This window comes from Leptotrichia trevisanii DSM 22070 (assembly GCF_000482505.1).
GTDB lineage: Bacteria > Fusobacteriota > Fusobacteriia > Fusobacteriales > Leptotrichiaceae > Leptotrichia > Leptotrichia trevisanii.
In genome coordinates this window covers 1-23,886 of record NZ_AXVL01000009.1, presented here as the reverse complement: position 1 = coordinate 23,886, position 23,886 = coordinate 1, and the positions used below count along the sequence as shown (strand labels likewise).

Genomic DNA, 23,886 nt, shown 5'->3' with positions numbered 1-23,886 from the left:
TGAAAAATATGTTATAATAGTAAAAATGAAGAAAATGGGAGAATTTCATAATGAATAAAATAAGTATTTCATACTGGTATTTGGGATATTTGCTATTAATGGGAAAACTCTTTATGTTGCTGAATAATGGGGAATCGGGAAAACTTACAGGAATATATCTGCTGGTAATTATTACAGGGATATTTTTTCTAATTTGCGTAAATGGCATAAAAATGGAAGGCAATAAGTACATAACAAGTTTTATTGCCGGTTTTATGATGTTTTTTATAAAATATTCGAGTTATAGGGATTTAAATAAAAGATTTAATATCGCTGTTATCGCTTATTTGATTTTATTGTTAGCAGTGCAGATGGCAATACTAATTTTTCAGGAAATAAAAAGAAAAAAGTGGAAATCTATCTTTTTTATGATATTAATATTTTTTCAATCTGTAAAGTTTGTCAATTTTATGACAATTTATTACTGGGAACCACGTAATATTGTATATAGTTCATATTTTTCCAAGATAAAAGATAAGGAAGAAATGAAAAAAATAATAAAAAAGTTACCTATGATAGATTCGGTAAGTATTACAGAATTTAAAAAACCAAAACAGTATGATGATGATTTTGATGTAAAGGAATTTTCTGGTGAAATTGATCAAGTGATTGATATTTCAGTAAAATATTCAGTTAACGGCGAAGGGTTAAACAGTCTGGTTAAACAAGTTAAAAATTATTTGAAGCTGGTTGGAGATGAAAAAAAGACAACAAGAATTTATATAACTGATAGATATGCTTATTATAAGCCAATAAGAGTATATGAAATTAAAAATGGCGTTACAAAAATAAGATATATAAGAGAAAATGTACAGTATACTGATTCATCGTTTACAGATTTATTCTTGGATATAGTAAAAGTATTGAAAGGTAAAAGTGATTTTGATAATACAGCAGGGGGAGTATTATGAATAATTGAAATTCAGTGATAAAATAAACTTAAAATAAAAAATAGAAAAATTAGGAGGAAACTGGTAATGAGCCATTACTTTTCAGAAAAGCAGGAAGTGAAGTCAGATAGGAAAATAATAAAATACGAAATAGAAAATAAAAAATTTGAATTTGTGACAGATAATGGAGTATTTTCAAAGACAAAGGTGGATTTTGGGACAGATGTTATGTTAAAAGTGTTTTTGAGAGGAAATATGAACAAAAAAAATCAAAAATTTGATGTGCTTGATATTGGCTGTGGATACGGAGTTGTGACAGTTATTGTTAAAGCGTTTTTTGAAAATGTAAAAACTATGTCGTCGGATGTAAATGAGCGGGCTTTGGAGCTTACAACAGAAAATCTTTTAAAAAATGAAGTTGTAAAGGATGAAAATAATGATTTTGAAGTGAGGAAGTCTTTTGTGTTTGATAATATTTCTGAAAAGTTTGATGTGATTTTATCCAATCCACCAATTCGGGCTGGAAAGCAAACAATTTTTCAGATTTATGAAAAAAGTTTTGAGCACTTAAATAAAAATGGGGAATTTTACTGTGTGATTCAGACGAAGCATGGGGCAAAAAGTACGCAGAAAAAACTTGAGGAAGTTTTTGGAAATTGTGAAACGCTGGAAATTAATGCTGGGTACAGGATTTTTAGGAGTATTAAGAAATAAAGAAAGTAAAAATAGCTATAAATTAAAATATGATAAATTATTAAATGTACTTAATTTTTGTTCGGATTTAAAGGGACTTGAGTACAGATTATGATAAGTCTTAGTAAAAAATTGTAAATAAATGCTGTAAAATAAAAATAATTGACAAAATGTGATAAATACTGTATTATGATAGGGTAAATAATCAAATGTGTATTGTTTTTTTGATTTGATAAAAATTAAATGTTAAAAAAACTGGACATTTAGTTATTTTTTTGTTATAATAGAAAGGATCCGAGGTGATTATTTATGGCAAAACAGGATGTTCTTGAGCTGGAAGGTGAAATAATCGAGGCATTGCCAAATGCAATGTTTCAAGTAAGGCTCGAAAATGGACACGAAGTTTTAGGACATATCTCAGGAAAAATGAGAATGAACTATATAAAAATTTTGCCAGGAGATAAGGTTACGGTTGAAGTTTCTCCGTATGACTTGTCAAGAGGTAGAATTGTATATAGAAAAAAATAACAGTTGGAAGGAGGGTTTTTAGTGAAAGTAAAAGCTTCAGTAAAACCTATTTGTGACAAATGTAAAATCGTTAAACGTCACGGAAAAGTAAGAGTAATATGCGAAAACCCTAAACATAAACAAATACAAGGATAGTTTTAAAATATTTTTTATTTTAAAGAATAACAGATTAATAAACCTAAAAACATTTTTATTAAAATATATATAGATTAAATAAAAACAAATTACTATGGATATTGAAATAAAGATTGTAAAGGTATGTTTAGCTGTAGGGCTTATTCCTTATATTGTGTATGTGAGGGCATATTGAAGAAGATTAAAAATATCAAAACGAGGAGGAAAAAATTTGGCTAGAATAGCAGGAGTAGATATTCCAAGAAATAAAAGAGTAGAAGTTTCTTTAACATATATTTTTGGAATCGGTAGAAGCACTTCAAACAAAATTTTAGGAGCAACTGGTATCGACAGAGATACAAAAGTGAAAGACTTGACAGAAGAACAAGTGGCAAAAATAAGAGCTGCTGTGGAAGAGTACAAAATTGAAGGAGAGTTAAGAAAAGAAATCAGACTTAACATCAAACGTCTACTTGATATTAAGAGTTACAGAGGGTTAAGACATAGAAATGGATTACCTGTAAGAGGACAAAAAACTAAAACAAATGCAAGAACTAGAAAAGGGCCAGTTAGAATGGCAATTGCTAAGAAAAAATAATAAACTATTAAGTTAAAGGAGGAAACCATAAGTGGCAAAAAAACCAGCAACTTCAAAAAAGAAAAAATTAAAAAATATTCCTAATGGAATAGCATATATACATTCTACTTTTAATAATACTGTTGTTACTATAACAGATTCAGAAGGTAAAGTAGTAATCTGGAAATCAGGAGGAACTTCAGGGTTCAAAGGAACTAAAAAAGGAACTCCATTTGCAGCTCAAATCGCAGCTGAACAAGCAGCTCAAGTTGCAATTGAAAATGGTATGAAACAAATCGAAATCAAAATAAAAGGACCTGGATCTGGAAGAGAAGCTTCTATTAGATCAATACAGGCTACTGGATTAGAAGTAACAAGAATAGTTGATATAACTCCAGTACCTCATAATGGTGCAAGACCACCTAAAAAGAGAAGACCGTAATTTTATAAACTAAGGAGGAAAAAGATAAATGGCAAGAGATAGACAGCCTGTGTTAAAAAGATGTAGAAATCTTGGTTTAGATCCTATTGTTTTAGGGGTAAACAAAAAATCAAATAGAAATATTAGACCAAATGCAAATAGAAAATTAACTGAATATGGAACACAACAAAGAGAAAAACAAAAAGTAAAATTCGTTTATGGAGTAATGGAAAAACAATTCTATAAATTATATGAAGAAGCAACAAGAAAAGAAGGAGTAACAGGTGAACTTTTACTTCAATATCTTGAAAGAAGATTAGATAACGTAATTTACAGATTGGGGTTCGGTGCTACAAGAAGACAAGCAAGACAAATTGTAAGTCACGGACATATCTTAATCAATGGGAAAAGAGTAAATATTGCATCATATAGAGTAAAACAAGGTGATGTAATTACAGTTAAGGAAGATTCTAAAGAATTAGCTTTAATTAAAGAGTCTGTTGGACAAAAAACAGTTCCAGGATGGTTATCACTTGAAGAAGGAGCTTTAACAGCTAAAGTGTTAGAAAATCCAGGAAGAGATGCAGTTGACTTTGAAGTTGACGAAGCGATGATTATCGAGTTCTACTCTAGATAATAATATTTTAATCGGAGGAGATGAATTAGCTTGTTAAATATTGAAAAAATAGCTAAAAATGTAAGATTAACTGAAGAAAAAGAAGATAATTATACAGCAAAGTACACACTAGAGCCTCTATACAGAGGATATGGAAATACTATTGGAAATGCACTTAGAAGAATATTATTATCATCAATTCCAGGGACTGCAATAAAAGGAATTAAAATTGAAGGTGTGCTAAATGAATTTTCTACAATTGAGGGCGCAAAAGAAGCAGTTACAGACATTATTTTGAACGTAAAGGAAATAGTAGTTGAAGCTGATGAACCTGGTGAAAAGAAAATGACACTTTCAGTAAAAGGACCAGCTGTAATTACAGCAGCAGATATTCAAGTAGAACCAGGATTGAGGGTTATAAATCCTGAGCAGGTTATTATGACAGTAACAACTGATAAACAGATTGACATAGAATTCCTTGTTGATTCTGGAGAAGGATTTGTAGTTTCTGATGAAATTAATACGGATGGATGGCCAATAGGATATTTAGCAGTTGATGCAATTTATACACCTATTAAAAGAGTAAATTATAGTGTTGAAGATACTATGGTTGGACGTGTTACAAACTATGACAAGTTAATTTTGGAAATTGCAACAGATGGAAGTATCGAAATTAAAGATGCTTTATCTTATGCAGTAGAGTTATTAACTTGGCATTTGGAACCATTTACAAATATTGGAAACAGTATGAGTAAATACAGAGATAGTGAAGATGAATTGACAGAAACTGATGCTGAAAATGAAAATAACATTGAAGATATGAAAATCGAAGAGCTTGACTTTACAGTACGTTCTTATAACTGCTTGAAGAAAGCGGGAGTAAATACAATTTCAGATTTAACTTCAATGACTTATAATGAATTATTGAAAATTAAGAATTTAGGGAAGAAATCGCTAAATGAAATTATTGATAAAATGAAGGAACTTGGTTACGATTTAGGTGATAATCCAAGTAATGATGAATAATCATATAAAAATTAAACCAGAATTTAGAATAAAATCTTAAACGAGGAGGGAAAATGAATCATAATAAATCATATAGAAAACTGGGTAGAAGAACTGATCACAGATTAGCTATGCTTAAAAATATGACAATTTCTTTAGTAGAACATGAACAAATTGAAACAACAGTAACTCGTGCTAAAGAATTAAGAAAATTTGCTGAGAAAGCAATTACTTTAGGGAAAAAATATAATAATTCAACTGATGCAGCAAGAAGAGTGCATTTGAGAAGACAGGCTTTTGCATTTTTAAGAAATGAAGGAGCAGTTGCAAAAATCTTTAATGAAATTGCACCTAAATATGCTGAAAGAAATGGTGGTTATACAAGAATCATCAAAACAGCTGTTAGACGTGGAGATTCAGCTGAATTGGCAATTATTGAATTAGTATAATTTTTATAAATAACCAAAAGGCATAGGTTTTATACTTATGTCCTTTTTTATTTATTATTTATAGTACACTAAAAAATTTGAAAAGATATTTTATTTATTTTCTGGTAAAGAGTTAAGATTCCTTATTAAATAGGATTTATAATAAATCTATTACTCTAATGGGAAATATTATAAGGTTTTTGTTAAAAAATAAAATGTAGTAAAATAGAAAGAGAATTTATGAGAAAAAAATTAATTATATTAAGTCTATTGGTTTCAGCTTTTTCAATGGCTACTGATAATGAAAGAGGATTAGTAGATTCTAGTAAAAATCATAAAAATGTTGAAGTAAATAAAAACGAAGATAAAAAGCCACAAATGGGAGCACCTATGAATAAAAAAGTAATAACCGAAGATATGATAACAAATAAAACAGAAAATGGTTATAATTTAAATTTTGATGTAAATAAAAGTTATACGACGAAAACAGCTACTGTTAATGGAAAAACAGTTACATATCGTGCTTATGAAAATATAGTTTATGTTGCAAAACCAGTTGATATTGCGTATCAAACTATAAATATCTATATTCCAGAAGAATATTTTAAAAATAAATCAGTTGGAAAATATAATGCAAAAACTGCACCAATATTTTTCCCGAATACTATTGGAGGATATATGCCTGGAGCCGCTGGAGTTCCTGGAAACGGAAGAGACGGAAATCCTGATGCTTCATTAGTTGCACTGTCAAATGGGTATGTTGTGGCAAGTCCTGGAGCTAGAGGTAGAACTTTGGAAAAGGATGGAAAATACACAGGAAAAGCACCTGCCGTAATTGTAGATTTGAAGGCAGCTGTCAGATATTTGCGTTACAATGATGGTAAAATGCCAGGAAGGGCGGATAGAATTATTTCCAACGGGACAAGTGCTGGAGGAGGTGTTTCAGCTTTACTTGGTGCAACTGGGAATAATAGGGATTATGAGCCGTATCTAAAGGAAATTGGTGCATTGAATGCAAGAGATGATATTTACGCCGTGTCAGCTTATTGCCCAATAACTAACTTGGAGAATGCGAATACAGCTTACGAATGGATGTTCAACGATGTGAAAACATATAAAAAAATTGATATTACAATGTTAGATTACAATGTGGAAAGAAAATACACTGAGGGTACATTGACTGATGATGAAATTTCACGTTCAAACGACTTGAAAAAAATGTTTCCTGATTATGTGAATAGTTTGAAATTGAAGGACAAAAATGGTAAACTTTTGACATTGGACAAAGATGGAAATGGAAGTTTTAAAAATCAGATTAAACAGTATTACATTGATTCTGCAAATGTGGCTTTGAAAAAAGGAATTGATTTATCGGAATTTGACTTTTTGACAATAAAAAATGGGAAAGTTGTAGATTTGGATTATGATAAATACATAGCTTATATGGGAAGGCAAAAAACGCCTGGAGCCTTTGATAATGTGGACTTGTCAACAGGAGAAAACAATGAATTTGGAGACAAAACTACAAATAATAAGCATTTTACAGAATATATGCTGGAACATTCGACAGTAAATGGAACGATGGCTGATAAAAAAATAATAAAAATGATGAATCCAATGGATTATATTGGAAGTTCAAAAGTAAAATACTGGAGAATAAGACACGGAGCAATTGACAAAGATACTTCACTTGCAATACCTGCGATACTTGCCATAAAATTGGAAAATCTTGGGAAAAAGGTTGATTTTGCGTCGCCTTGGGCAACTCCGCATTCAGGAGACTATGATCTGGATGAGTTATTTAAATGGATGGATAAGATTGTAGCAGAAGGAAGATAGTGTGGAAATAAAAGACATAAAATTTGAAAATAAAATATTCATAAAATTACTTTCATATTTTGGATTGTCGCTTTTGTTATTTTCCATTGTGATTGGGAGCATTTTTGGATATATCTATATTCAGAATACTGTAAGTCTACATAAGAAAAACTTGGTGGAAAGGGCTTACAAAATTTCAACAACTCTTTCAAAAATGTGGTTTGAAGACGGAAATGAGAATCTTGAGAATAAAGATAGGCGAAAACAAGATATGCCCCCGCCAAAGGAAGCTAATCTCAATAAGCCATTTAGACGTGAAACAGCTAAAATTATAGGAAATATAAATGGAAAAGTTTTTGAAACTAATATTATAGAAAATATACGGGAAGATAAAAAAAATCAAAACGAAAATAATGAAAACGATCATTTTCACAAACATAGGCTAGTTGATGAAAAAGATAACAATATAAAAATTTTTAAAAGTATGAGAATGATAGAAGACATTGCAATGGGGGAAGTCTGGATTGTGGATGCAAAGACTGGAAATATTGTGCAGGGAAGAAGTGACAAAGAGGAGCCATTTTCCTACTTAAAATTGCCACCGAATGCAGAGGAAACAATAAAAAAGGCATTAAATGGGATAACGACTACAACAGAAAATTTTAATGATTTGTTAAATGAAAATTCGATTACAGTGACGGTTCCAATAAAAAATGGGAACACAATTGAAGGAGTGGTTTTGCTACATTCACCAGTAAAATATATGTCATCGGCTCTTGAAAGTGGAATTTATACGCTCATTTTCAGTATTCTAGCAGCTCTCATCCTTGCGAGTATCAGTGCCGTCTGGCTTTCCATCAGCTTTACAAAGCCACTTAATAAAATTCGTGATACAACAACAGAATTGGCAAAGGGAAATTATGAAGTGACGACAAATGTAAATCAGAGCGATGAAATTGGAGAGCTTGCAAAAAGTATTGATAAACTGGCAATTCAATTGGATAAAAGTTCCAAGGAAAGTGAACGTTTTGAAAAAATGCGTCAAAATTTTATTGCAAATATTTCTCATGAGCTGCGAACGCCGATAACTGTAATCCGAGGTTCGATGGAAGCGATTTGTGATGGAATTATTAGCGAGCCTGATCAGTTAAAGGAGTATAATAAGCAGATTTTGTCAGACAGTATCCATTTGCAAAGGCTGGTTAATGACTTGATAGATTTGACAAAACTTCAAAATACAGATTTTTCTATTGACAAAAGTACGATAAATTTAATTGAAATTATAAATGATGCCGTAAGAAGTATGAAGCAGATTTCGAATAAAAAAAATATAAAAATTAATTGTGCAGATAAAAATAATGTTGAAACTGAAAGTTATCTTTTTACAGGAGATTATCAGAGAATTAGACAAATGATAATAATTGTGCTTGATAACGCCATAAAATTTTCCAATGAAAATCAGCAAATTGATATTTTTTTAAAGAAAACGGATAAAAAATATGAACTTAAAATTTGTGATAATGGAAAAGGGATAGATCCTGAAAATATTGGCGAAATTTTTAACCGTTATCATAAGTCAAATACTGAGGAAAATAAAAATGGAATGGGACTGGGACTTGCAATTGCAAAGGAAATTGCAATAAGGCATAACATTGAAATTCTGGTGGAGAGTGAACCGGATGTGCAAACCATCTTTACTTTTTTGATTCCTTTGGATAAGCTATCTTAAAGTATTATGAATATAGTGAAAAAATAAACTTTGATACCAAAAATAAATAAATGTATTGACAAAATTTAGAAAAAGGTATAAAATTGTAATGGATACAAAGGATGAAGTAAATGTGAAAGTTAATTATTTTAATCAAGTGTATATTTGTTTTTACTATTCAATTGAAATTAAAATATAAATAATAAACAATAATTAGGAGGAAAAATGCATATAGAAAACGTTGGTGAATATTTGAAGAAGAATGGAATAAAACCTTCAGTACAAAGAATGAAGATATTTCAATATCTACTGGATCATCATACACATCCAACAGTTGATGATATTTTCCAAAGTTTATCTCCTGAAATGCCAACTTTATCAAAAACTACAGTATACAACACATTAAACATATTTGTCAGTAATAACATTATTCAAGAAATCATAATAGAGGAAAATGAAGTGAGATATGATGTAGTTACAGAGGATCATGGACATTTCAAGTGTAAATCTTGTGGAGAAATAATTGACTTTGATGTAAATTTATCAAAATTTGATTTGTCAAAATTGGGCAATGTGGAAATTGAGATTGGAGAGAAAATGAAATTAAATAAAGAATTGGAAGTTTTATTAAATAACCAAATAAATATGGAGCTTGCTGCTTCTTATCAATATCAGGCTATGGCTGCATACTTTGACGAAAGAGCATTGGAAGGTTTTGCAAAATGGATGGGAAATCAAGCAAAAGAGGAAATTGAACATTCAAGAAAATTTTATGATTATGTATTAAAAAGAAATGGGAAAATTGAATTTTTTGCACTAGATAAGCCCAAAATGGACTTTACGTCAGTAAAGGAAGTATTTGAAGCTGCTCTTGCACATGAAGAAGCTGTAACAGCCTCTATCGAAAATATTCATAAACTTGCAAGGGAATTGGGAGATTATGGAGCAGAAGTATTCTTAAATGAATTTGCTGAAGAACAGGAAGAAGAAGAGGAACAAGTTCAAAAATTAATTGATAAAATTGTTTCGCTTGATGTTGATAATAATAGTGCTACGTTATATTTATTAGACAAGGAAATGGGAACAAGGGAATAAGTGGATGTATAATTTGGTAATTATATAATATAAAGTGGTTTTTCAAAAATGGCTAAGTATGCACGATTTAAGGAGGGCACGGTAAAAGTATTTAGCTATTTTTCAAATCTAAAAAAAATTTAAAATTTACAAAAAACAAAAAAATAAAAAACCTATTTACTAAGAATCAGAAAAAACTTTAGTAATAGGTTATTTTTTTATATAAAAGTATCTGCTATTTCTTGAAGCTGTGAATTATCAGCACCGTCTAAATAAGCCTTAATAATATGTTTACAAGCTAAATATCTCTTTTCATAGCTGCTAGATTTTACAGTAATATATTGAATATCATATTCTTTATATAATTCCTTCAATAAATTCTGGAATTTTCCACGCCTGTCATCATCCCCAATTGAACGCAGTCCATCATTTACCCATTTTACGTTATTTTCAAGTAAAATTGTCAAATCAAAACGATAATTTTGTACAAACTCACGGACAATTGGATTATCACGCTTTTCGTAAGTTAGACAAAAGGCTAGGGTAGTGATGTAGTCAGTGTCAATTAGTGCAAATTTGTTGGCATTTCTTGCGGCATACAAAACATTTGACTGATGTCCAAAAACAATTTTTTCATAGTCAGAATACTGTAATGATTCTTCATCTCCGCCTAATTTTTCAAAAACATATTCACGTCCGTATTCCCAAGCCGAAGTTGTATTAAAAACATTTGCAAGTTTGTCTATCATCACACTTTTTCCGCTGCTTTCTCCACCGCAGATTGTAATAATAGGAATTAAATGTTCTCTTACTTCACGTGGCAGAAATTCCCAGTATTTACTTGGATTTTCACGTATCTGCTTTGAGTTTACATTGTACTCGATATAATTCTTGTCAATTGACTTTGTTTCAGAGCCAAAATGTCTTAAATTGTATTCCTTGTCTTCATCTCGGTTACTTACGAAAATTACATCATTTTTCCAGTCTATTTCTTTTTCATTTTTTAGCTTTTCTCTTTTTTCGATTTCATTTTTTAAGACTGTTGCCCATTCTTCCCAGTTGTCGCCCTGTTGAGAATAGTTGTTTTCGTCTAATAAAAAAGATGAAATATTAGGCTGGTTTTTAAATGTCTGTTTTACAAAACGTAATCTGTCCTTTGGTGTGATTTCCTTCACAAAACGGGAATTGGAAGTAAGTAGATCGTCAGCATCATCAGAATATGAGATAACAACATACAATCTATCTACAATTCCACTGGCTCTTTGAATGAAGTTTACGTGTCCGATGTGAAGCGGGAAAAATTTTCCGATAATTATTCCTATTTTTTTCATTGGTTTATAGTTCCTTTTCTGGTATAGTTTAAAAGTGATTTTACTATATGTAAAGACTGTAAAATCTAGAATTTATAGTCAATCCATTTAAAAATTGGAGTAAAAATATATAAAAAACAATGGACTCCTACTCTCATTTTAAACTAGAATGACTATATATTTAAAAAAACTTCCATATGTAAATACAGAAGTCTTTTTGTTTATTATTTGTTTCGTTTAAAATATTCTTCCATTTATTTTTTTTCTTCTTTAATATTCTGTACTAATTTTGCAAGAATTCCGTTTAAAAAGTCTTTTGTGTCGTTGTAGGAATATTTTTTTGCAATTTCAAGAACTTCATTAATTGCTATTTCATATCCTATATCTTTTATAGTAATTTCATAAAAAGATATTTTTAATAAAACTTTTTCTATTGTTCCCAAACGTTCATAAGTCCAACCATCTAGCACTTCCCGTATTCTTTCAATTAGAATATTCTGATTTTCAATTATTTCTGTAACATAACTTCTTAAAAAGTCGATTTCTTCATCTTTTTTTAAACTTTCTTCATTAATTATATCATTTATTCTTTTGTCAATATTGTTGTCAATTAATTCGTATTCAAAAAGAAGTTTAAATATTTCTTCTCTAATTCCTCTTCGTGTCATTAATTTTCCTTTCCAGATGGGGAAGTCTTATTTTGTACATCATTTTTGTTTTTTAGATTTGTGTTTTCGTTATTAGTATTTTCTTCCTTTTGAACAGTTGGAGAATCAATGATTTTTTTCTCAATGATTGTTTCACCTAAAACTTTTTTCAATTTTACTTTACTTTTTTTTACGGTAATTCCAGTTGCCTGAAAAATATAATCAGATAACTTGTTTTGAATATCTGCCAATTTTTCATTTAGATTATCGACGTTATAAGTGTCCACAGTAGCTTCTATGACGACAGCCTTTCCGCTTGGATATGACTTTACTTTTGAATTTTTTATAATTTCAAGCCCACTTAAAAAGTCTTTTGATGTTTCATTTATTGTTTTGACGGAAACTTCAATTTCTCCATTTTTATTTTTAACTTTTCTATTTTGAGAATATTTTGTCAGTTTATTGATGTATGAAAGTGAAAATATAACTAAATAGATAATTGATAATATCCCAACTAAAATTTTAAAATTTAGGCTGTTTAAATCAACAAAATTGTCAAGTTGCCCTAAATAATCAGTCCTAAACAGCATATCTGATATGCTTGAAAATGCAATTCCAATAAATCCAAGTATAACAGATAATCTTGCTAAAAATCCTAATATTGCAATCATTAATATATACTGTCAGAAATATACCATATTTTTATAGTATTTTCTTGTCAGCTTCTCCTTTCTTTTAGAGTGTACTCAAACTCCGGATATGTTTAAAAATTTGATTTTTACGGAGCTTGGGTATATTATGATTTTTATTATTCTTCAATTTCTGCTGTTTCTGTTACAGGTGCCTGAATAACTTCTTTTTTATCTTCTTTTACAATTTTTTGAATGTAAACATTAACTTCCTGAACTTTTAATCCTGTCATTTCAGTAATTGCCTTTACCACTCTTGTTTGAATTTCCCCAGCTAGTGCAGGTAATTTGTATCCCATTTTTGCCACAATATATAAATCTAGTGTGCATTCAGTTTCTCCAACTTCCACTTCGATTCCTTTTCCGCCTGAAGATACATTTTGGAAAAATTTAACAATTTCATTTTTAGAAGTTCCACCAACAAGGCTATGTACTCCTTCAATTTCTGATACTACTGATTCTGCAATTGTTGCTACCACTTCCTGCGATATATTTACATTTCCTAATTCGTTCATTTTAATTCCTCCTAATTTTTATTTTTATCAAATAGTAATCAAATTATGTGTAATAATCTGATTTTTTATTGATTTATAAAATTTTTTCATAAGTTATTTGCCAAGTGCTTCTTTAAAATGTGTTTCAATAAAGTTTGTATAGATAGTCCCCTTCTTAAAGTCTTGATTATCAAGCACTTTTAAGTGGAATGGTATAGTTGTGTCAACACCTTCTATAATAAATTCCTTTAAGGCACGTTTCATTCTTGCAATGGCTTCTTCCCTGTTTTTACCTTTTACAATAAGTTTTGCTATCATTGAGTCGTAATAAGGCGGGATTTCATAATTCTGATAAGAATGTGAGTCGATTCTTACTCCAATCCCTCCAGATGGAATGTATGTTTCCAGTATTCCAGATGAAGGTAAAAATCCATTTTCAGAATCTTCTGCATTAATTCTGCATTCTATCACGTGTCCATCAATATTTATATCTTTTTGAGAAACACTTAATTTTTCTCCTGCGGCCACCCTTATTTGTTCTTTTATCAAGTCAACACCAGTAATTTCTTCACTTACAGTGTGTTCCACCTGAATTCTGGTATTCATTTCCATAAAATAGAAATTCATGTTTTTATCAACAAGGAATTCCAATGTTCCAACACTGTCGTAACCGATACCTTTTGCCAATTTTGCGGCGAATTTTCCCATTTTTTCACGTGTTTTGGCATCAATTCCCGCTGATGGAGATTCCTCTATTAATTTTTGATGCCGTCTCTGAATGGAACAATCTCTTTCACCTAAATGAACTACATTTCCAAATTTATCTCCAACAACTTGTATTTCTACGTGTCTTGGCTCTTCCACATATTTTTCAATGTAGACATCTGGATTTCCAAATGCTGCCTTTGCTTCATTTTGTGCGGCAATGTAATTTTCTACAAGTTCCTTTTCATCATGGGCGATTCTCATTCCTTTACCACCACCACCGGCAGTGGCTTTTATCATAACCGGATAAGTTATCCATTGTGCAACTTTTTTGGCTTCTTCCACATTTGGCACAATTCCGTCTGAACCTTTTGTTATAGGGACTTTGTGTTTGATGGCAGTTTCCCTTGCTGTCGCCTTATCCCCCATCATATTGATTAATTCAGGTTTTGGGCCAATAAAGACAATCTCGTTTTTGTCACATATTTCGGCAAATCTTTGATTTTCTGCCAAGAATCCGTATCCAGGGTGAATTGCTTCACTTCCTGTCATTTGTGCCGCCGAAATAATATTGGGTATTTTTAAGTATGAGTCTGCACTGCTGGCAGTTCCGATACAGATAGCTTCATCAGCCAGCTTTACGTGAAGTGATTCCTTGTCAGCTTCTGAATAAACTGCAACAGTCGCTATTCCCAACTCTCTTGCTGCTCTGATTATCCTAACAGCAATTTCTCCTCTGTTTGCTATTAATATTTTTTTGAACATTAATATCCTATCCTCCTAAAAGATTTTCTATTTCACATATTACAGTTAAACTTTGTTAAAAACGAATCTCAAGATTAATCTGAATGAGCTACTTAGATTCGTATTTGACAGAAAAACTGTAAATTATACTTCAATTTTAAATAATTCCTTTGCAAAATCCACAGCTGAACCATCTGTAACAAGAATTTCTGTTAAAATACCGTTTACAGTTGATTTTACATCGTTATCAATCCCCATTGTGTTAATTTTGGCAAGAATTTGCCCTTTTTTTACCACTGTTCCTGTTTTTGAGCTTAGTAACTTTATTTTACCTACATTGCCTGATTTTATGATTTCTTCTACTGGCAATGCTGGTTTTGTAACTTCTTTCACTTCTTTTTTTACCACTGATGTCGGATTATTTACAGTTTTTACTGTTTCAGAATTTGTTAATGTAAGTTTTACTTTTCCATATCTTACTTTAATTTCTGCCAAATCTTCCTTTTTTAGAACTTGCATTAATTCCTGAATATCCTTAAGTTCCATATTCCCTCCTCATTTTTATTTTATAAATCAAATCTTTTTATTACTATAAAAATCTTTTTTGCATATGTAATTTTATCATATTGTAAGTATTTTTTCAATTTTTTCTTTTTTTAAATCTTATCTTTATTATACCATATTTTCCTTTAAAATTTTATTATTTCCCTAAAATTTTTCAAATTTTCGTCTCTTATTAAGTAAAAAAAAAATCAATTCAAGTGATAAGATAAAAATTGTTGCAAATAAATGAAAAAAGGTATAAAATACATTATGTTTTAAAATTTGAAATAATAAATTTGTAAAATGAAAATAGTTTAGTAACATTAAAAGAATTTTAGAAAAAGTTTTATTATGGGAAGGAAGTTTAAGGGAGAGAGAGATGGTTATTGGACTCACGGGTGGAATTGGGACTGGGAAAAGTACGGTTAGTCAGATTTTACGGGAAAAAGGATATGAGGTTATTGATTTGGATGTGATTTCTCACGAAGTTATCAGATTTCCACAGGTTGTAGAAAAAATTGTGGAAAACTTTGGAAAGGAAGTTCTGGAAAAGGATAATTTTGGGAATTATACTGTTTCACGTGAAAAGCTGGGGAAAATTATTTTTAAAAATAAGGAAAAAAGACTTATTTTAAATTCTATTATGCATCCAGAAATTTTACATTTTATGCGAGAAAAGATTTTTGGGCATAAAAAAGAAAATAAAATTATTTTTGTGGAAATTCAGCTACTTTTTGAAGTCCAATGGGAAAAGGAATTTGATTACATTCTGTTAGTCAGTGCAAATACAGATACACAAATTCAGCGTGTTTTAAAGCGGGATGACAGAACGTATGAGGAAACCTTGAATATTATTAATTCTCAGATGTCCCTGGATGAAAAGAAGAAGAAAAGTGATTTTGTTATCGAAAATGATGGAAATATTCAGGAATTGAGAAAAAAAGTTGATGATTTTTTAAAAGAAATAGCATTTGAAAATAAAAATTAACTTTGAATAATTTAAGGATAAAATTTGTTATTTTGAAGTCTATAAAATTAAATATAGGTATTAAATAATTTTATTTATTTGGATATTATTAAAAAAATTATATTGAAATTTTATTTGAAACATATTACTTAAAAAAATTGAGAAAATATAAAAATGTAAGAATTAAGAGGTGAAAAAATGAAAAAAGTATTTATAATACTGGGAATATTTTTAGTAGCGTTTATAGGATGGCTTTCTGTACCATTTAATATTCTTGTGATAGGAGTAGATGCCTATGCAAATCAACCAACGGAAGGATCGAGAAGTGATGGGCTTATTGTTATAAGAGTTATACCATATTTGGCACAGATAAAAATGATTTCGATACCACGTGATACATATGCTGAAATTCCTTGTGAAAACTATAAGCAGGATAAAATTACACATTCGCACCATTTTGGCGGTGTAAAGTGTACGATTGACGCTGTGGAAAATTTTCTTAATACAAAAATTAATTATCACGTGCGATTCAGATTTGAAGATGTTATGAACTTGACGAATTTGATTGACGGAGTGGATGTTGTTTCAAATCACACTTTTAATCAGGACTATTTTGATCAGGAAGTGTTTCACTTTAATCAGGGGCAGGTTTACAATCTGAAGGGGAGAATGGCACTTGCATACACAAGACACCGAAAAAGTGATACAGCCTTTAAGCGTGATGAGCGTCAAAGACAGGTTATTCAAGGGATTGCAAAAAAAATAGCTGCACCATCTGGCTGGAAATACATCCCGCAAGTTTATGGATATGCAAAGCAACATATGGAAATAACGGTGAATCCTATTAGAAGTCTGTCGGCATTACCAGCAGTTCTGATACATCATTCGGATATTGAGCAGCACGAAATTACAGGGGATGGAAGAATGATTAATGGAGTCTGGTATTTTATGCCTGATGAAACTTCATTGGAAAATGCAAAGGAAGAATTTAAAAATTAGAAAAGTAGACAAATTAAAAAAAAAGAGGTGAAATATGGAAATAAGCAAGTCAGAATTTGTGAAATCAGCAGTTGTGGGAAAAGATTACCCGGAATTTAATAACATTGTGGAATTTTCTTTTATTGGAAGATCAAATGTAGGAAAATCTTCACTTATAAATTCGCTTACAAAAAGGAAAAATCTGGCAAGAACGAGTAAGACGCCAGGAAGAACACAGTTAATCAATTATTTTTTGATAAATAATAAAATTCATTTTGTGGATTTGCCGGGATATGGATTTGCAAAAGTGCCTGAGGCTGTTAAAAGAAATTGGGGGAAAACAATAGAAAGCTATCTTGTGTCAAATCGTGAAAAAGTTGTATTTTTATTGCTTGATTTGCGTAGAGTTCCATCAAATGAGGATATGGAAATGTTAAAATGGCTGGAACATTTTGAAATTGAATATTATATAATCTTTACAAAGGCTGATAAATTGTCGAATAATGAAAAATTTAAGCAGTTGAAGGAAATTAGAAAAAAACTTGTGTTTAAAAATGAAGATGTATTTTTTTATTCTTCATTAAAAAATACTGGAAGAAAAGAATTATTGGATTTTATAGGAAAAAGAGTTACTGAAAAATAATAATTTATGAAAAAATGTGTAGTTAATCAAATAAAATTGACTGATTACACATTTTTATTATTATTTTCTCCGATAATTGAGAGCTTCTAGCAAATGCTCCTTTTTTATGTTTTCTTCACCGTCTAAATCTGCTATTGTTCTCGAAACTTTTAATATTTTGTCAAACATTCTAACTGATAATTTTAGATTATCAATGGCAGATTTCATAATTTCTTCACTTTCTTCGTCTATTCTACAATATTTGTTTAGCTGTTTCTTATTCATATCTCTGTTTAAAGTATTTGAGTTAAAACGTTGTTTTTGTACTTCACGAGCTTTTATCACTCTTTTTTGAATTTCTTTGGATTTTTCTGATAAGGATTCATCAAAAATCTCATCTTTTTTTAACTGATGCATTTCCACATACAAGTCCATTCTGTCGAGAAGTGGGCCTGAAAATTTTTTCTGGTAACGTTTAATTTCTTTTAGGCTGTCGTTACATAGTGGATTGTCAGGGAAATATCCACTTGGAGTAGGATTTGAAGCAGTTATTGTAATGTTTTTTACTGGATAAGTTACACTCAAATTTGCTCTTGAAATAACGATTTTTCCGTCTTCGAGCGGCTGTCTTAACGTTTCCAATGTTTTTCCTTCAAACTCTCCAATTTCATCTAGAAATAATATTCCATTTAGTGCTAAAGTAATTTCACCAACTCTGTTTGCACCGCCTACTAGAGCTACTTGTGTCGCTGAATAGTGTGGAGCTCTAAATGGGCGTTTACGAATTATTGGCTCACTTTGGCTTAACATTCCTGAAATACTGTAAATTTTGGTTGTTTCTATAATTTCTTCTTCAGGCATATCAGGTAAAATTGTGTTAAATCTTTTCGCAAGCATTGACTTGCCTGAACCAGGATCACCTATTAGAAATACATTGTGTCCACCAGCCGCTGCAATTTCTAAAGCCCTTTTTGCAAGCAGTTGCCCTTTTACATCTGAAAAATCAACAGTTTCGTCTAAGTTTTCATCTTTTTCCAATTTTGAAGTGTTCATCTCGACAGCTTTTTCGCACAATGTTTCCACATCAATTTTTCCCTCCAGAAAATCTAGCAATTCTGTTATTTCATCAACAGGGATAATTTCCACACCTGAAATTAATTTTGCTTCATTATAATTTTCCATTGGGACGACAACACCTTTAAAATCTGTTTCTTTTGCTAGAATTGTAGCATTTATTGCTCCATTTATTGATTTTATCTTTCCATTTAAGGAAATTTCTCCTAAAATTAGATATTTTTTTAATATGTCTATATTTGAAATATGCCCTGTATTAGCAAGTATTCCTAAGAATATGCTCAAGTCGAAATGACTGCCTTTTTTTCTGATATTTGCAGGCGACAGATTTACCAGCACACGTCTGACAGGAAATTCAAACCCCACATTCTTAAAACAGCTCCTAATCCGCTCCTTGCTCTCGGAAATCGCCTGATCTCCCATTCCAACTATATTAAATACAGGCAGTCCTCTGGATAAATCAACTTCGACTTCTACAACATAAGTATCTACACCCATATAGCTGCAACTAAATAAACTTATTGCCATAACCTCACCCTTTTAATTTTTTATTAATAATTAATTATAACATTTTTTATATATTTTGTAAATAAAAAAGAGAAAATCTTTTTACAGACTTTCTCTAAATATATATAATAGGTAATTTTAATGACTTTGTTTGGTAATTTTCTCATAAAAATCTTATTTTAAATATGCGTTTAACATCCATAAGTTTTTTTCGTATGTACTGATATATTCGTCAACTAATGCAGATGTTCCGTAGTCGTTTTCTTCATCAGCCGCTTCTTTTACTTCCTTCACTAATTTTAACATTGCTTCAAATTCTTTTTTCACATCAGCTACTGCTTCTGGAATAGAAATTTCCTTATTTTCAGCTTCCTTAATAGTTGTAATTTCCAAGTAGTCTTTTAGAGTTCCTAAAGGACGTCCTCCTATTGACAAAATTCTTTCAGCTACATCATCAATTTGCTCATTTATCGCATCATAATACTCCTCTAATTTTTCATGAACAGAAAAGAATCCAGCACCAACAATGTTCCAGTGGTAATTTTGAACCTTTCTGTAAAGTACATTCAAGTTAGCTAAGTAAAGATTTAATTTTTCAACTGTTTTTGACATTTTTATCACTCCTTAATTTATAATATTTATATATTTGTAATAATTACAAATTTATTATACCAAAATAAAGTTAGATTGTCAACACATTTTTCTCAATTTTAGTATAACACTTATAAACCTACATTTTAATTGCACCTTGATAATTAATAGAAATCAATTTTTTCTAGTAATTTATTTTAAAAAATTTGAATAGTTAAAAATAAAAATTAAGTTATTAAAAAAGTAGAAAAATACAAGGAATGGGTGTATAATAGGAGAAAACAAAAAATTAATATTGAAAGGGATGAAATTAATGAAGGAAAAAAATGGGTTAGTATTGGAAGGTGGAGGACTTCGGGGGATATTTACGGCAGGGGTGCTGGACTTCTTTTTGGAAAAAAATATTGAATTTGATAATTGCATAGGGGTATCTGCGGGAGCTTGCCATGCCTGCAGCTATTTGGCAAAACAACATAAGAGGGCGTTTAATGTGTCTGTTGACTATCTGGATGACAAAAGATACTGCACGCTTTATAGCTTGTTTAAAACAGGGGATTTATTTGATGTGGATTTAGTTTATAATGAGATTCCGAATAAACTGAATCCGATTGACAACAAAACATTTATGAAAAATAAGACAAAATTTCAGGTGGTAATTACAAATTGTGAAACTGGGGAGGCGGAATATCCTGAAGTTAAGGATTTTGACAAGGATACTGTTTATGTAAGGGCTTCAAGTTCTTTGCCGTTACTTGCCAGAATGGTTAATATTAATGGGAATGTTTATCTGGATGGCGGAGTTTCTGATTCAATACCGATTAAAAAGTCTATGGAAAATGGAAATACAAAAAATGTGGTTGTCTTGACACGTGATAAAAGTTATAGAAAAAAACAAAGTGCATTGGGTAAAATTACTGGGATAAGATATAAAAAGTTTCCTAAATTTGTAGAGCTTATGAATACAAGATATAGCCGATATAATGAAGTGCTTGATTATATTGGCGAGCTGGAGGCAAAAGGAGAAATTTTTGTGATTCGTCCAGAAGTGGAACTGACACTTGGGAGAATTGAGAAAAATAAGAAGAAACTTTTGGAAGTGTATAGTATTGGTTATGAAACAGCGAAAAAAAATTATGAAAGATTGAAAAAATACTTGGAAAAGTAATGATTTTTTGATTGCTTATACTTAAGCATTTATAAAATAGGAAAAACCATTATTAAACAAAATAATTTAATACTAAATTCCATTAGAAAATAGGAACTATGTCATCAAGGACAAGAAGTTTTAATTCATTATTAAATAGTATGCAATTCAAAATTTTTTAAACATTCGCTATTTAAATGGGAAATAGTACTAGAAGTAAAATAAATAAAATGGAAGAGGATAAATGTGAAAAATGAAAAAATCTGGTATGAACTGGACGCTTTTGCAAAAACTTATTCTTCGATAATTAGTGAAGGTAGAACTACGTGTTTTCGACTTTCGGCATTATTTTCTGAAAATATTGATTTGGAAATATTGGAAAAAGTGGCGATTTTGCTTGAAAAGAAGTATCCGTTTTACAATTCTGAGCTAAAAAAGGGGATTTTCTGGAATTATTTGCAGCAGAAAAAGGCTCATTTTATGATTGAGGAGGAAAAAACTTATCCTTGTACGGATATACAGAAGGATAATCCACTGAGAATCATTTATTTTAATAATAAATTGTCGATAGAAATAGCACATTTTTTGACCGATGGAAAAGGTGCGGCGTTATTTTTTCAGGATTTGATTGAAGAATATTTGGAGAAAAAGTATTTTTGGGAAAATGTTGAAAAAGATAAAAAGGATAATTTAATTGATAAGACTGAAAAAAAGAAGGAAATAGAAATTGAAAAAATAAATAAAATAATTAATTTTGGAAAAAAGATAAATAAAAATGAAAAAGATTTTGAAAATAAGAAATTTGAAAAAAACTTTTTTGAAAAAACAAGAGAATTGCTGGGAAATGATAGTGTGTTGAAAAATTCTCAAAAAAACGAGTATGTCGACCTTTATGAAAAATATATGCGGAAAGTGAGCAAGGAAACTACGATAAAGTCAGCATTTCATTTGCCAATGAAAATACTGGAAAAGGGGCAGTACCATATTACAACTGGAGAAATTGATGTGGAAAGCCTGAAGGAGGAGAGTAAAAAATATGGGACTACTATTGGGAAATATCTTCTCTCAGTATATTTTAAAATTTTGCTGGATAGGTATTCACAAGCCAAAAATCCAATTGTGATTGGAGTACCAGTTGATCTACGAAAAATTTTTGAAGAAACTACATACAGAAATTTTTTTATAAACATAACTCCTAGCGTGGACGCAAGTCTGGGTGCATATTCCCTCTCTGAAATCATAACTTATCTGGATAACTATTTTGCCCTAAAAATTACAAAAAAAGAATTTTACAAAAGCATATATAAGGCAATGAATCCAGTGCAGAATATAATAATAAAATCTGTTCCGTATTTGATAAAACGTATGTTTTTCCCATTCATATTTGACTACTACGGAGAACGTGGCTATACAACAGGATTTTCAAATTTAGGAGTTTTCAGAATTAATAAAAAATATGAAAAATACTTAAAAGGATTCCGATTTTTACCACCACCAAGTAAAAGATGCAAAATCAAGATGGGAGTTATAAGCGACTGTAACAAGGTTTATGTAAATTTTGGAAATTTAACTGCAAATTATGATATTGAGAGGGATTTTTTTGTTTATTTAAGAAAGAGAGGAATAAAATCCAAGATTATTACAAATTATTTTTAAAGTATAAACGAATTTTTTTAAGATTAAAACGATAAAATTACAGAAACTCTGGATTTGAACAGAGCAGTGTAATTTTAGAGTTCAGTTTAAAGGTAGAATTATTATAAAAAATAGGGGATAAATATGTATTGTATAAAATGTGGAGTGGAACTGGAAGATGGAGCAGAAAGATGTCCGTTATGTGAAACAGCTGTTCCTGAGATAAAGGGGCTGGAAGAGAAAGAATTTATGAAGGAATATCCGATGATTAATATAAACTTGTATGAAATGAAAATGAAAAAAGTAAAAAAGGCTGTATTTTTATCATTTTTTACAATTTCAATAATTTCAATTCTGGAAGTCCTTTTTCAAAATCTAATAATGTATGGAAAATTGGAATGGGGCTACTATGCGATTCCGTCTATTTTAATATTTGATCTGGGATTATTTGTTTTTCTAGATTCGTACAGAATGAGGACAAATCTGTTTTTATTATTAAGCGGATTTATAATTTATTTTTTATTGCTTGATTTTGGAGATAAAAAGTTGACTTGGAGTATAAAGCGTGGAATTCCTATTGTTATTGCTCTTTATCTTATTAGTCTTGTTTTTTCATATGTCTGGGATAAGCATAAGAGTGACAGATTAAAGATACTAAATTTTTTCATTTTTTTCGTTGGAATATTTCTTCTAATTTTGGAGCTAATTATAAGTAAAAAAATGACTTGGAGTATATTTTCATCAATTCCGTTATTTATTTTGAGCATAATGCTAAGATATGCGTATAAGTCTTATAAAGAGGAGTTTAAGCGGAGATTGCATAGATGATATAGTAATATTGGTATAAAAAAATATGCTACCCTTGTGATAGCATATTTAAAAAGGAGTTGAAGAACAAACTCTTTTTTAGCTAAAAAGTCAGTAAAAATGGGAATAAAATATACATAAGTAACCAACGTGTAACCAACATCGAAAAATAATTAAAATAGCCTTTATTTTTTTATAAGGAAATTAAATTCATATTTTTTAGGTATTTACTGATATATTTGATAATTTTAAAAGAGGCGTCAGCCTCTTTTCCTTTTCTTTTGTCAAATAAATATACAAATGTCTACGACAAAATATCCAACCTAGTTGGATTAATAAAATATTAATAGTATTTTTTGAGGGGCGGATATCTGTAATGATAAAATTCCCATACAATCATTTTAACCTTGCATGCTGGACAGTAGAAAGGATTCATCCCGAAAGTCCTGTACATCTGCCTTTGATAAAATGAATATCTTGACACGGCAATGTTTTTCCTGAAAGCATCAATTGCCTCT

General features: G+C 30.2%; 26 protein-coding genes and 1 pseudogene. 19 read left to right on the top strand and 8 right to left on the bottom strand.

Going from position 1 to position 23,886, the window contains the following annotated elements; genetic code table 11:
• Positions 1 to 50: 50 nt before the first annotated feature.
• The 13 genes and pseudogenes from K324_RS0102450 to K324_RS15665 all read left to right on the top strand — a co-directional run bounded on the left by K324_RS0102450 (position 51) and on the right by K324_RS15665 (position 9,932).
• On the top strand, positions 51 to 950 hold the full coding sequence (locus tag K324_RS0102450) for a hypothetical protein (RefSeq protein WP_026747751.1): 900 nt from the start codon (positions 51 to 53) through the stop codon (positions 948 to 950).
• 66 nt (positions 951 to 1,016) lie between these two features.
• The gene (locus K324_RS0102445) at positions 1,017 to 1,643 is read left to right on the top strand and encodes a class I SAM-dependent methyltransferase (RefSeq protein WP_026747750.1); all 627 of its coding nucleotides are present in this window, start codon (positions 1,017 to 1,019) and stop codon (positions 1,641 to 1,643) included.
• Between the two features lie 288 nt (positions 1,644 to 1,931).
• Positions 1,932 to 2,150, top strand: a complete 219-nt coding sequence (infA, locus tag K324_RS0102435) for a translation initiation factor IF-1 (protein ID WP_006805851.1) — start codon at positions 1,932 to 1,934, stop codon at positions 2,148 to 2,150.
• Between the two features lie 21 nt (positions 2,151 to 2,171).
• The gene (rpmJ, locus tag K324_RS0102430; RefSeq protein WP_015770204.1) at positions 2,172 to 2,285 is read left to right on the top strand and encodes a 50S ribosomal protein L36; all 114 of its coding nucleotides are present in this window, start codon (positions 2,172 to 2,174) and stop codon (positions 2,283 to 2,285) included.
• A gap of 211 nt (positions 2,286 to 2,496) precedes the next feature.
• The gene (rpsM, locus tag K324_RS0102425) at positions 2,497 to 2,862 is read left to right on the top strand and encodes a 30S ribosomal protein S13 (RefSeq protein WP_026747749.1); all 366 of its coding nucleotides are present in this window, start codon (positions 2,497 to 2,499) and stop codon (positions 2,860 to 2,862) included.
• A gap of 31 nt (positions 2,863 to 2,893) precedes the next feature.
• On the top strand, positions 2,894 to 3,283 hold the full coding sequence (gene rpsK, locus K324_RS0102420; RefSeq protein ID WP_026747748.1) for a 30S ribosomal protein S11: 390 nt from the start codon (positions 2,894 to 2,896) through the stop codon (positions 3,281 to 3,283).
• A 28-nt stretch (positions 3,284 to 3,311) separates the two neighbouring features.
• Positions 3,312 to 3,899: a 30S ribosomal protein S4 gene (gene rpsD / locus K324_RS0102415; RefSeq protein WP_006805848.1), complete on the top strand. Its 588-nt coding sequence runs from the start codon at positions 3,312 to 3,314 to the stop codon at positions 3,897 to 3,899.
• A 30-nt stretch (positions 3,900 to 3,929) separates the two neighbouring features.
• Positions 3,930 to 4,904, top strand: coding sequence for a DNA-directed RNA polymerase subunit alpha (locus tag K324_RS0102410; protein ID WP_026747747.1), 975 nt, complete (start codon positions 3,930 to 3,932; stop codon positions 4,902 to 4,904).
• 53 nt (positions 4,905 to 4,957) lie between these two features.
• Positions 4,958 to 5,332, top strand: a complete 375-nt coding sequence (gene rplQ, locus K324_RS0102405) for a 50S ribosomal protein L17 (protein WP_026747746.1) — start codon at positions 4,958 to 4,960, stop codon at positions 5,330 to 5,332.
• 219 nt (positions 5,333 to 5,551) lie between these two features.
• Entirely contained in the window at positions 5,552 to 7,150 is a 1,599-nt protein-coding gene (locus tag K324_RS0102400; RefSeq protein ID WP_026747745.1) for a subtype B tannase, read from the top strand.
• A gap of 1 nt (position 7,151) precedes the next feature.
• Positions 7,152 to 8,858 carry a sensor histidine kinase gene (locus tag K324_RS0102395; RefSeq protein ID WP_026747744.1) on the top strand — a complete coding sequence of 569 codons (1,707 nt, stop codon included), beginning with the start codon at positions 7,152 to 7,154 and terminating at the stop codon, positions 8,856 to 8,858.
• Between the two features lie 204 nt (positions 8,859 to 9,062).
• A pseudogene (locus K324_RS15670) lies at positions 9,063 to 9,422 on the top strand (Fur family transcriptional regulator); the annotation flags it as partial.
• A 12-nt stretch (positions 9,423 to 9,434) separates the two neighbouring features.
• Positions 9,435 to 9,932, top strand: a complete 498-nt coding sequence (locus K324_RS15665; RefSeq protein ID WP_026747743.1) for a ferritin — start codon at positions 9,435 to 9,437, stop codon at positions 9,930 to 9,932.
• A gap of 197 nt (positions 9,933 to 10,129) precedes the next feature.
• Here the strand turns inward: K324_RS15665 and nadR are convergent, their stop codons facing one another.
• The 6 genes from nadR to K324_RS0102355 all read right to left on the bottom strand — a co-directional run bounded on the left by nadR (position 10,130) and on the right by K324_RS0102355 (position 15,046).
• On the bottom strand, positions 10,130 to 11,242 hold the full coding sequence (nadR, locus tag K324_RS0102380; RefSeq protein WP_026747742.1) for a multifunctional transcriptional regulator/nicotinamide-nucleotide adenylyltransferase/ribosylnicotinamide kinase NadR: 1,113 nt from the start codon (positions 11,240 to 11,242) through the stop codon (positions 10,130 to 10,132).
• A 233-nt stretch (positions 11,243 to 11,475) separates the two neighbouring features.
• Positions 11,476 to 11,889, bottom strand: coding sequence for a transcription antitermination factor NusB (gene nusB, locus K324_RS0102375; RefSeq protein ID WP_026747741.1), 414 nt, complete (start codon positions 11,887 to 11,889; stop codon positions 11,476 to 11,478).
• A complete protein-coding gene (gene amaP / locus K324_RS0102370) occupies positions 11,889 to 12,539 on the bottom strand; it encodes an alkaline shock response membrane anchor protein AmaP (protein ID WP_026747740.1) in 651 nt (216 codons plus the stop codon). Before amaP ends, nusB begins: the two co-directional genes overlap by 1 nt.
• Positions 12,540 to 12,676: 137 nt before the next feature.
• Positions 12,677 to 13,072, bottom strand: coding sequence for an Asp23/Gls24 family envelope stress response protein (locus K324_RS0102365; RefSeq protein ID WP_026747739.1), 396 nt, complete (start codon positions 13,070 to 13,072; stop codon positions 12,677 to 12,679).
• A gap of 93 nt (positions 13,073 to 13,165) precedes the next feature.
• Entirely contained in the window at positions 13,166 to 14,521 is a 1,356-nt protein-coding gene (accC, locus tag K324_RS0102360; RefSeq protein ID WP_026747738.1) for an acetyl-CoA carboxylase biotin carboxylase subunit, read from the bottom strand.
• Between the two features lie 123 nt (positions 14,522 to 14,644).
• Positions 14,645 to 15,046: an acetyl-CoA carboxylase biotin carboxyl carrier protein gene (locus tag K324_RS0102355; RefSeq protein ID WP_026747737.1), complete on the bottom strand. Its 402-nt coding sequence runs from the start codon at positions 15,044 to 15,046 to the stop codon at positions 14,645 to 14,647.
• A 376-nt stretch (positions 15,047 to 15,422) separates the two neighbouring features.
• Between K324_RS0102355 and coaE the strand changes: the two genes are divergently transcribed.
• The 3 genes from coaE (at position 15,423) to yihA (ending at position 17,631) form a co-directional block, all read left to right on the top strand.
• Complete coding sequence (gene coaE / locus K324_RS0102350) at positions 15,423 to 16,031, top strand: dephospho-CoA kinase (protein WP_026747736.1); 609 nt, start codon at positions 15,423 to 15,425, stop codon at positions 16,029 to 16,031.
• A gap of 177 nt (positions 16,032 to 16,208) precedes the next feature.
• The gene (locus K324_RS0102345; protein ID WP_026747735.1) at positions 16,209 to 17,009 is read left to right on the top strand and encodes an LCP family protein; all 801 of its coding nucleotides are present in this window, start codon (positions 16,209 to 16,211) and stop codon (positions 17,007 to 17,009) included.
• A 34-nt stretch (positions 17,010 to 17,043) separates the two neighbouring features.
• Positions 17,044 to 17,631 carry a ribosome biogenesis GTP-binding protein YihA/YsxC gene (gene yihA / locus K324_RS0102340; protein ID WP_026747734.1) on the top strand — a complete coding sequence of 196 codons (588 nt, stop codon included), beginning with the start codon at positions 17,044 to 17,046 and terminating at the stop codon, positions 17,629 to 17,631.
• Between the two features lie 60 nt (positions 17,632 to 17,691).
• On the opposite strand, the gene K324_RS0102335 is transcribed toward yihA, so the two are convergent.
• Both K324_RS0102335 and K324_RS0102330 read right to left on the bottom strand, forming a co-directional pair.
• Positions 17,692 to 19,212, bottom strand: a complete 1,521-nt coding sequence (locus tag K324_RS0102335) for a YifB family Mg chelatase-like AAA ATPase (protein ID WP_026747733.1) — start codon at positions 19,210 to 19,212, stop codon at positions 17,692 to 17,694.
• 153 nt (positions 19,213 to 19,365) lie between these two features.
• The gene (locus K324_RS0102330) at positions 19,366 to 19,803 is read right to left on the bottom strand and encodes a Dps family protein (protein ID WP_026747732.1); all 438 of its coding nucleotides are present in this window, start codon (positions 19,801 to 19,803) and stop codon (positions 19,366 to 19,368) included.
• 292 nt (positions 19,804 to 20,095) lie between these two features.
• On the opposite strand from K324_RS0102330, the gene K324_RS0102325 reads away from it, so the two are divergent.
• The 3 genes from K324_RS0102325 (at position 20,096) to K324_RS0102315 (ending at position 23,389) form a co-directional block, all read left to right on the top strand.
• Positions 20,096 to 20,947, top strand: a complete 852-nt coding sequence (locus tag K324_RS0102325) for a patatin-like phospholipase family protein (protein WP_026747731.1) — start codon at positions 20,096 to 20,098, stop codon at positions 20,945 to 20,947.
• 225 nt (positions 20,948 to 21,172) lie between these two features.
• Positions 21,173 to 22,582 (top strand): hypothetical protein, encoded by a 1,410-nt coding sequence (locus K324_RS0102320; RefSeq protein ID WP_026747730.1) that lies wholly within the window; start codon positions 21,173 to 21,175, stop codon positions 22,580 to 22,582.
• A 123-nt stretch (positions 22,583 to 22,705) separates the two neighbouring features.
• A complete protein-coding gene (locus tag K324_RS0102315; RefSeq protein ID WP_026747729.1) occupies positions 22,706 to 23,389 on the top strand; it encodes a DUF6320 domain-containing protein in 684 nt (227 codons plus the stop codon).
• Positions 23,390 to 23,886 lie beyond the last annotated feature (497 nt).

Bases quoted from the DNA above. Each gene is read 5' to 3' on its own strand.
- K324_RS0102315 (WP_026747729.1), top strand. From the start codon at position 22,706: ATGTATTGTATAAAATGTGGAGTGGAACTGGAAGATGGAGCAGAAAGA.
- K324_RS0102335 (WP_026747733.1), bottom strand. From the start codon at position 19,212: ATGGCAATAAGTTTATTTAGTTGCAGCTATATGGGTGTAGATACTTAT.
- nadR (WP_026747742.1), bottom strand. From the start codon at position 11,242: ATGAAAAAAATAGGAATAATTATCGGAAAATTTTTCCCGCTTCACATC.
- K324_RS0102445 (WP_026747750.1), top strand. From the start codon at position 1,017: ATGAGCCATTACTTTTCAGAAAAGCAGGAAGTGAAGTCAGATAGGAAA.
- K324_RS0102365 (WP_026747739.1), bottom strand. From the start codon at position 13,072: ATGAACGAATTAGGAAATGTAAATATATCGCAGGAAGTGGTAGCAACA.
- yihA (WP_026747734.1), top strand. From the start codon at position 17,044: ATGGAAATAAGCAAGTCAGAATTTGTGAAATCAGCAGTTGTGGGAAAA.
- K324_RS0102330 (WP_026747732.1), bottom strand. From the start codon at position 19,803: ATGTCAAAAACAGTTGAAAAATTAAATCTTTACTTAGCTAACTTGAAT.
- K324_RS0102400 (WP_026747745.1), top strand. From the start codon at position 5,552: ATGAGAAAAAAATTAATTATATTAAGTCTATTGGTTTCAGCTTTTTCA.
- K324_RS0102450 (WP_026747751.1), top strand. From the start codon at position 51: ATGAATAAAATAAGTATTTCATACTGGTATTTGGGATATTTGCTATTA.
- K324_RS0102355 (WP_026747737.1), bottom strand. From the start codon at position 15,046: ATGGAACTTAAGGATATTCAGGAATTAATGCAAGTTCTAAAAAAGGAA.
- rplQ (WP_026747746.1), top strand. From the start codon at position 4,958: ATGAATCATAATAAATCATATAGAAAACTGGGTAGAAGAACTGATCAC.
- coaE (WP_026747736.1), top strand. From the start codon at position 15,423: ATGGTTATTGGACTCACGGGTGGAATTGGGACTGGGAAAAGTACGGTT.
- K324_RS0102345 (WP_026747735.1), top strand. From the start codon at position 16,209: ATGAAAAAAGTATTTATAATACTGGGAATATTTTTAGTAGCGTTTATA.
- K324_RS15665 (WP_026747743.1), top strand. From the start codon at position 9,435: ATGAAATTAAATAAAGAATTGGAAGTTTTATTAAATAACCAAATAAAT.
- accC (WP_026747738.1), bottom strand. From the start codon at position 14,521: ATGTTCAAAAAAATATTAATAGCAAACAGAGGAGAAATTGCTGTTAGG.
- amaP (WP_026747740.1), bottom strand. From the start codon at position 12,539: ATGATTGCAATATTAGGATTTTTAGCAAGATTATCTGTTATACTTGGA.
- rpsD (WP_006805848.1), top strand. From the start codon at position 3,312: ATGGCAAGAGATAGACAGCCTGTGTTAAAAAGATGTAGAAATCTTGGT.
- infA (WP_006805851.1), top strand. From the start codon at position 1,932: ATGGCAAAACAGGATGTTCTTGAGCTGGAAGGTGAAATAATCGAGGCA.
- K324_RS0102325 (WP_026747731.1), top strand. From the start codon at position 20,096: ATGAAGGAAAAAAATGGGTTAGTATTGGAAGGTGGAGGACTTCGGGGG.
- nusB (WP_026747741.1), bottom strand. From the start codon at position 11,889: ATGACACGAAGAGGAATTAGAGAAGAAATATTTAAACTTCTTTTTGAA.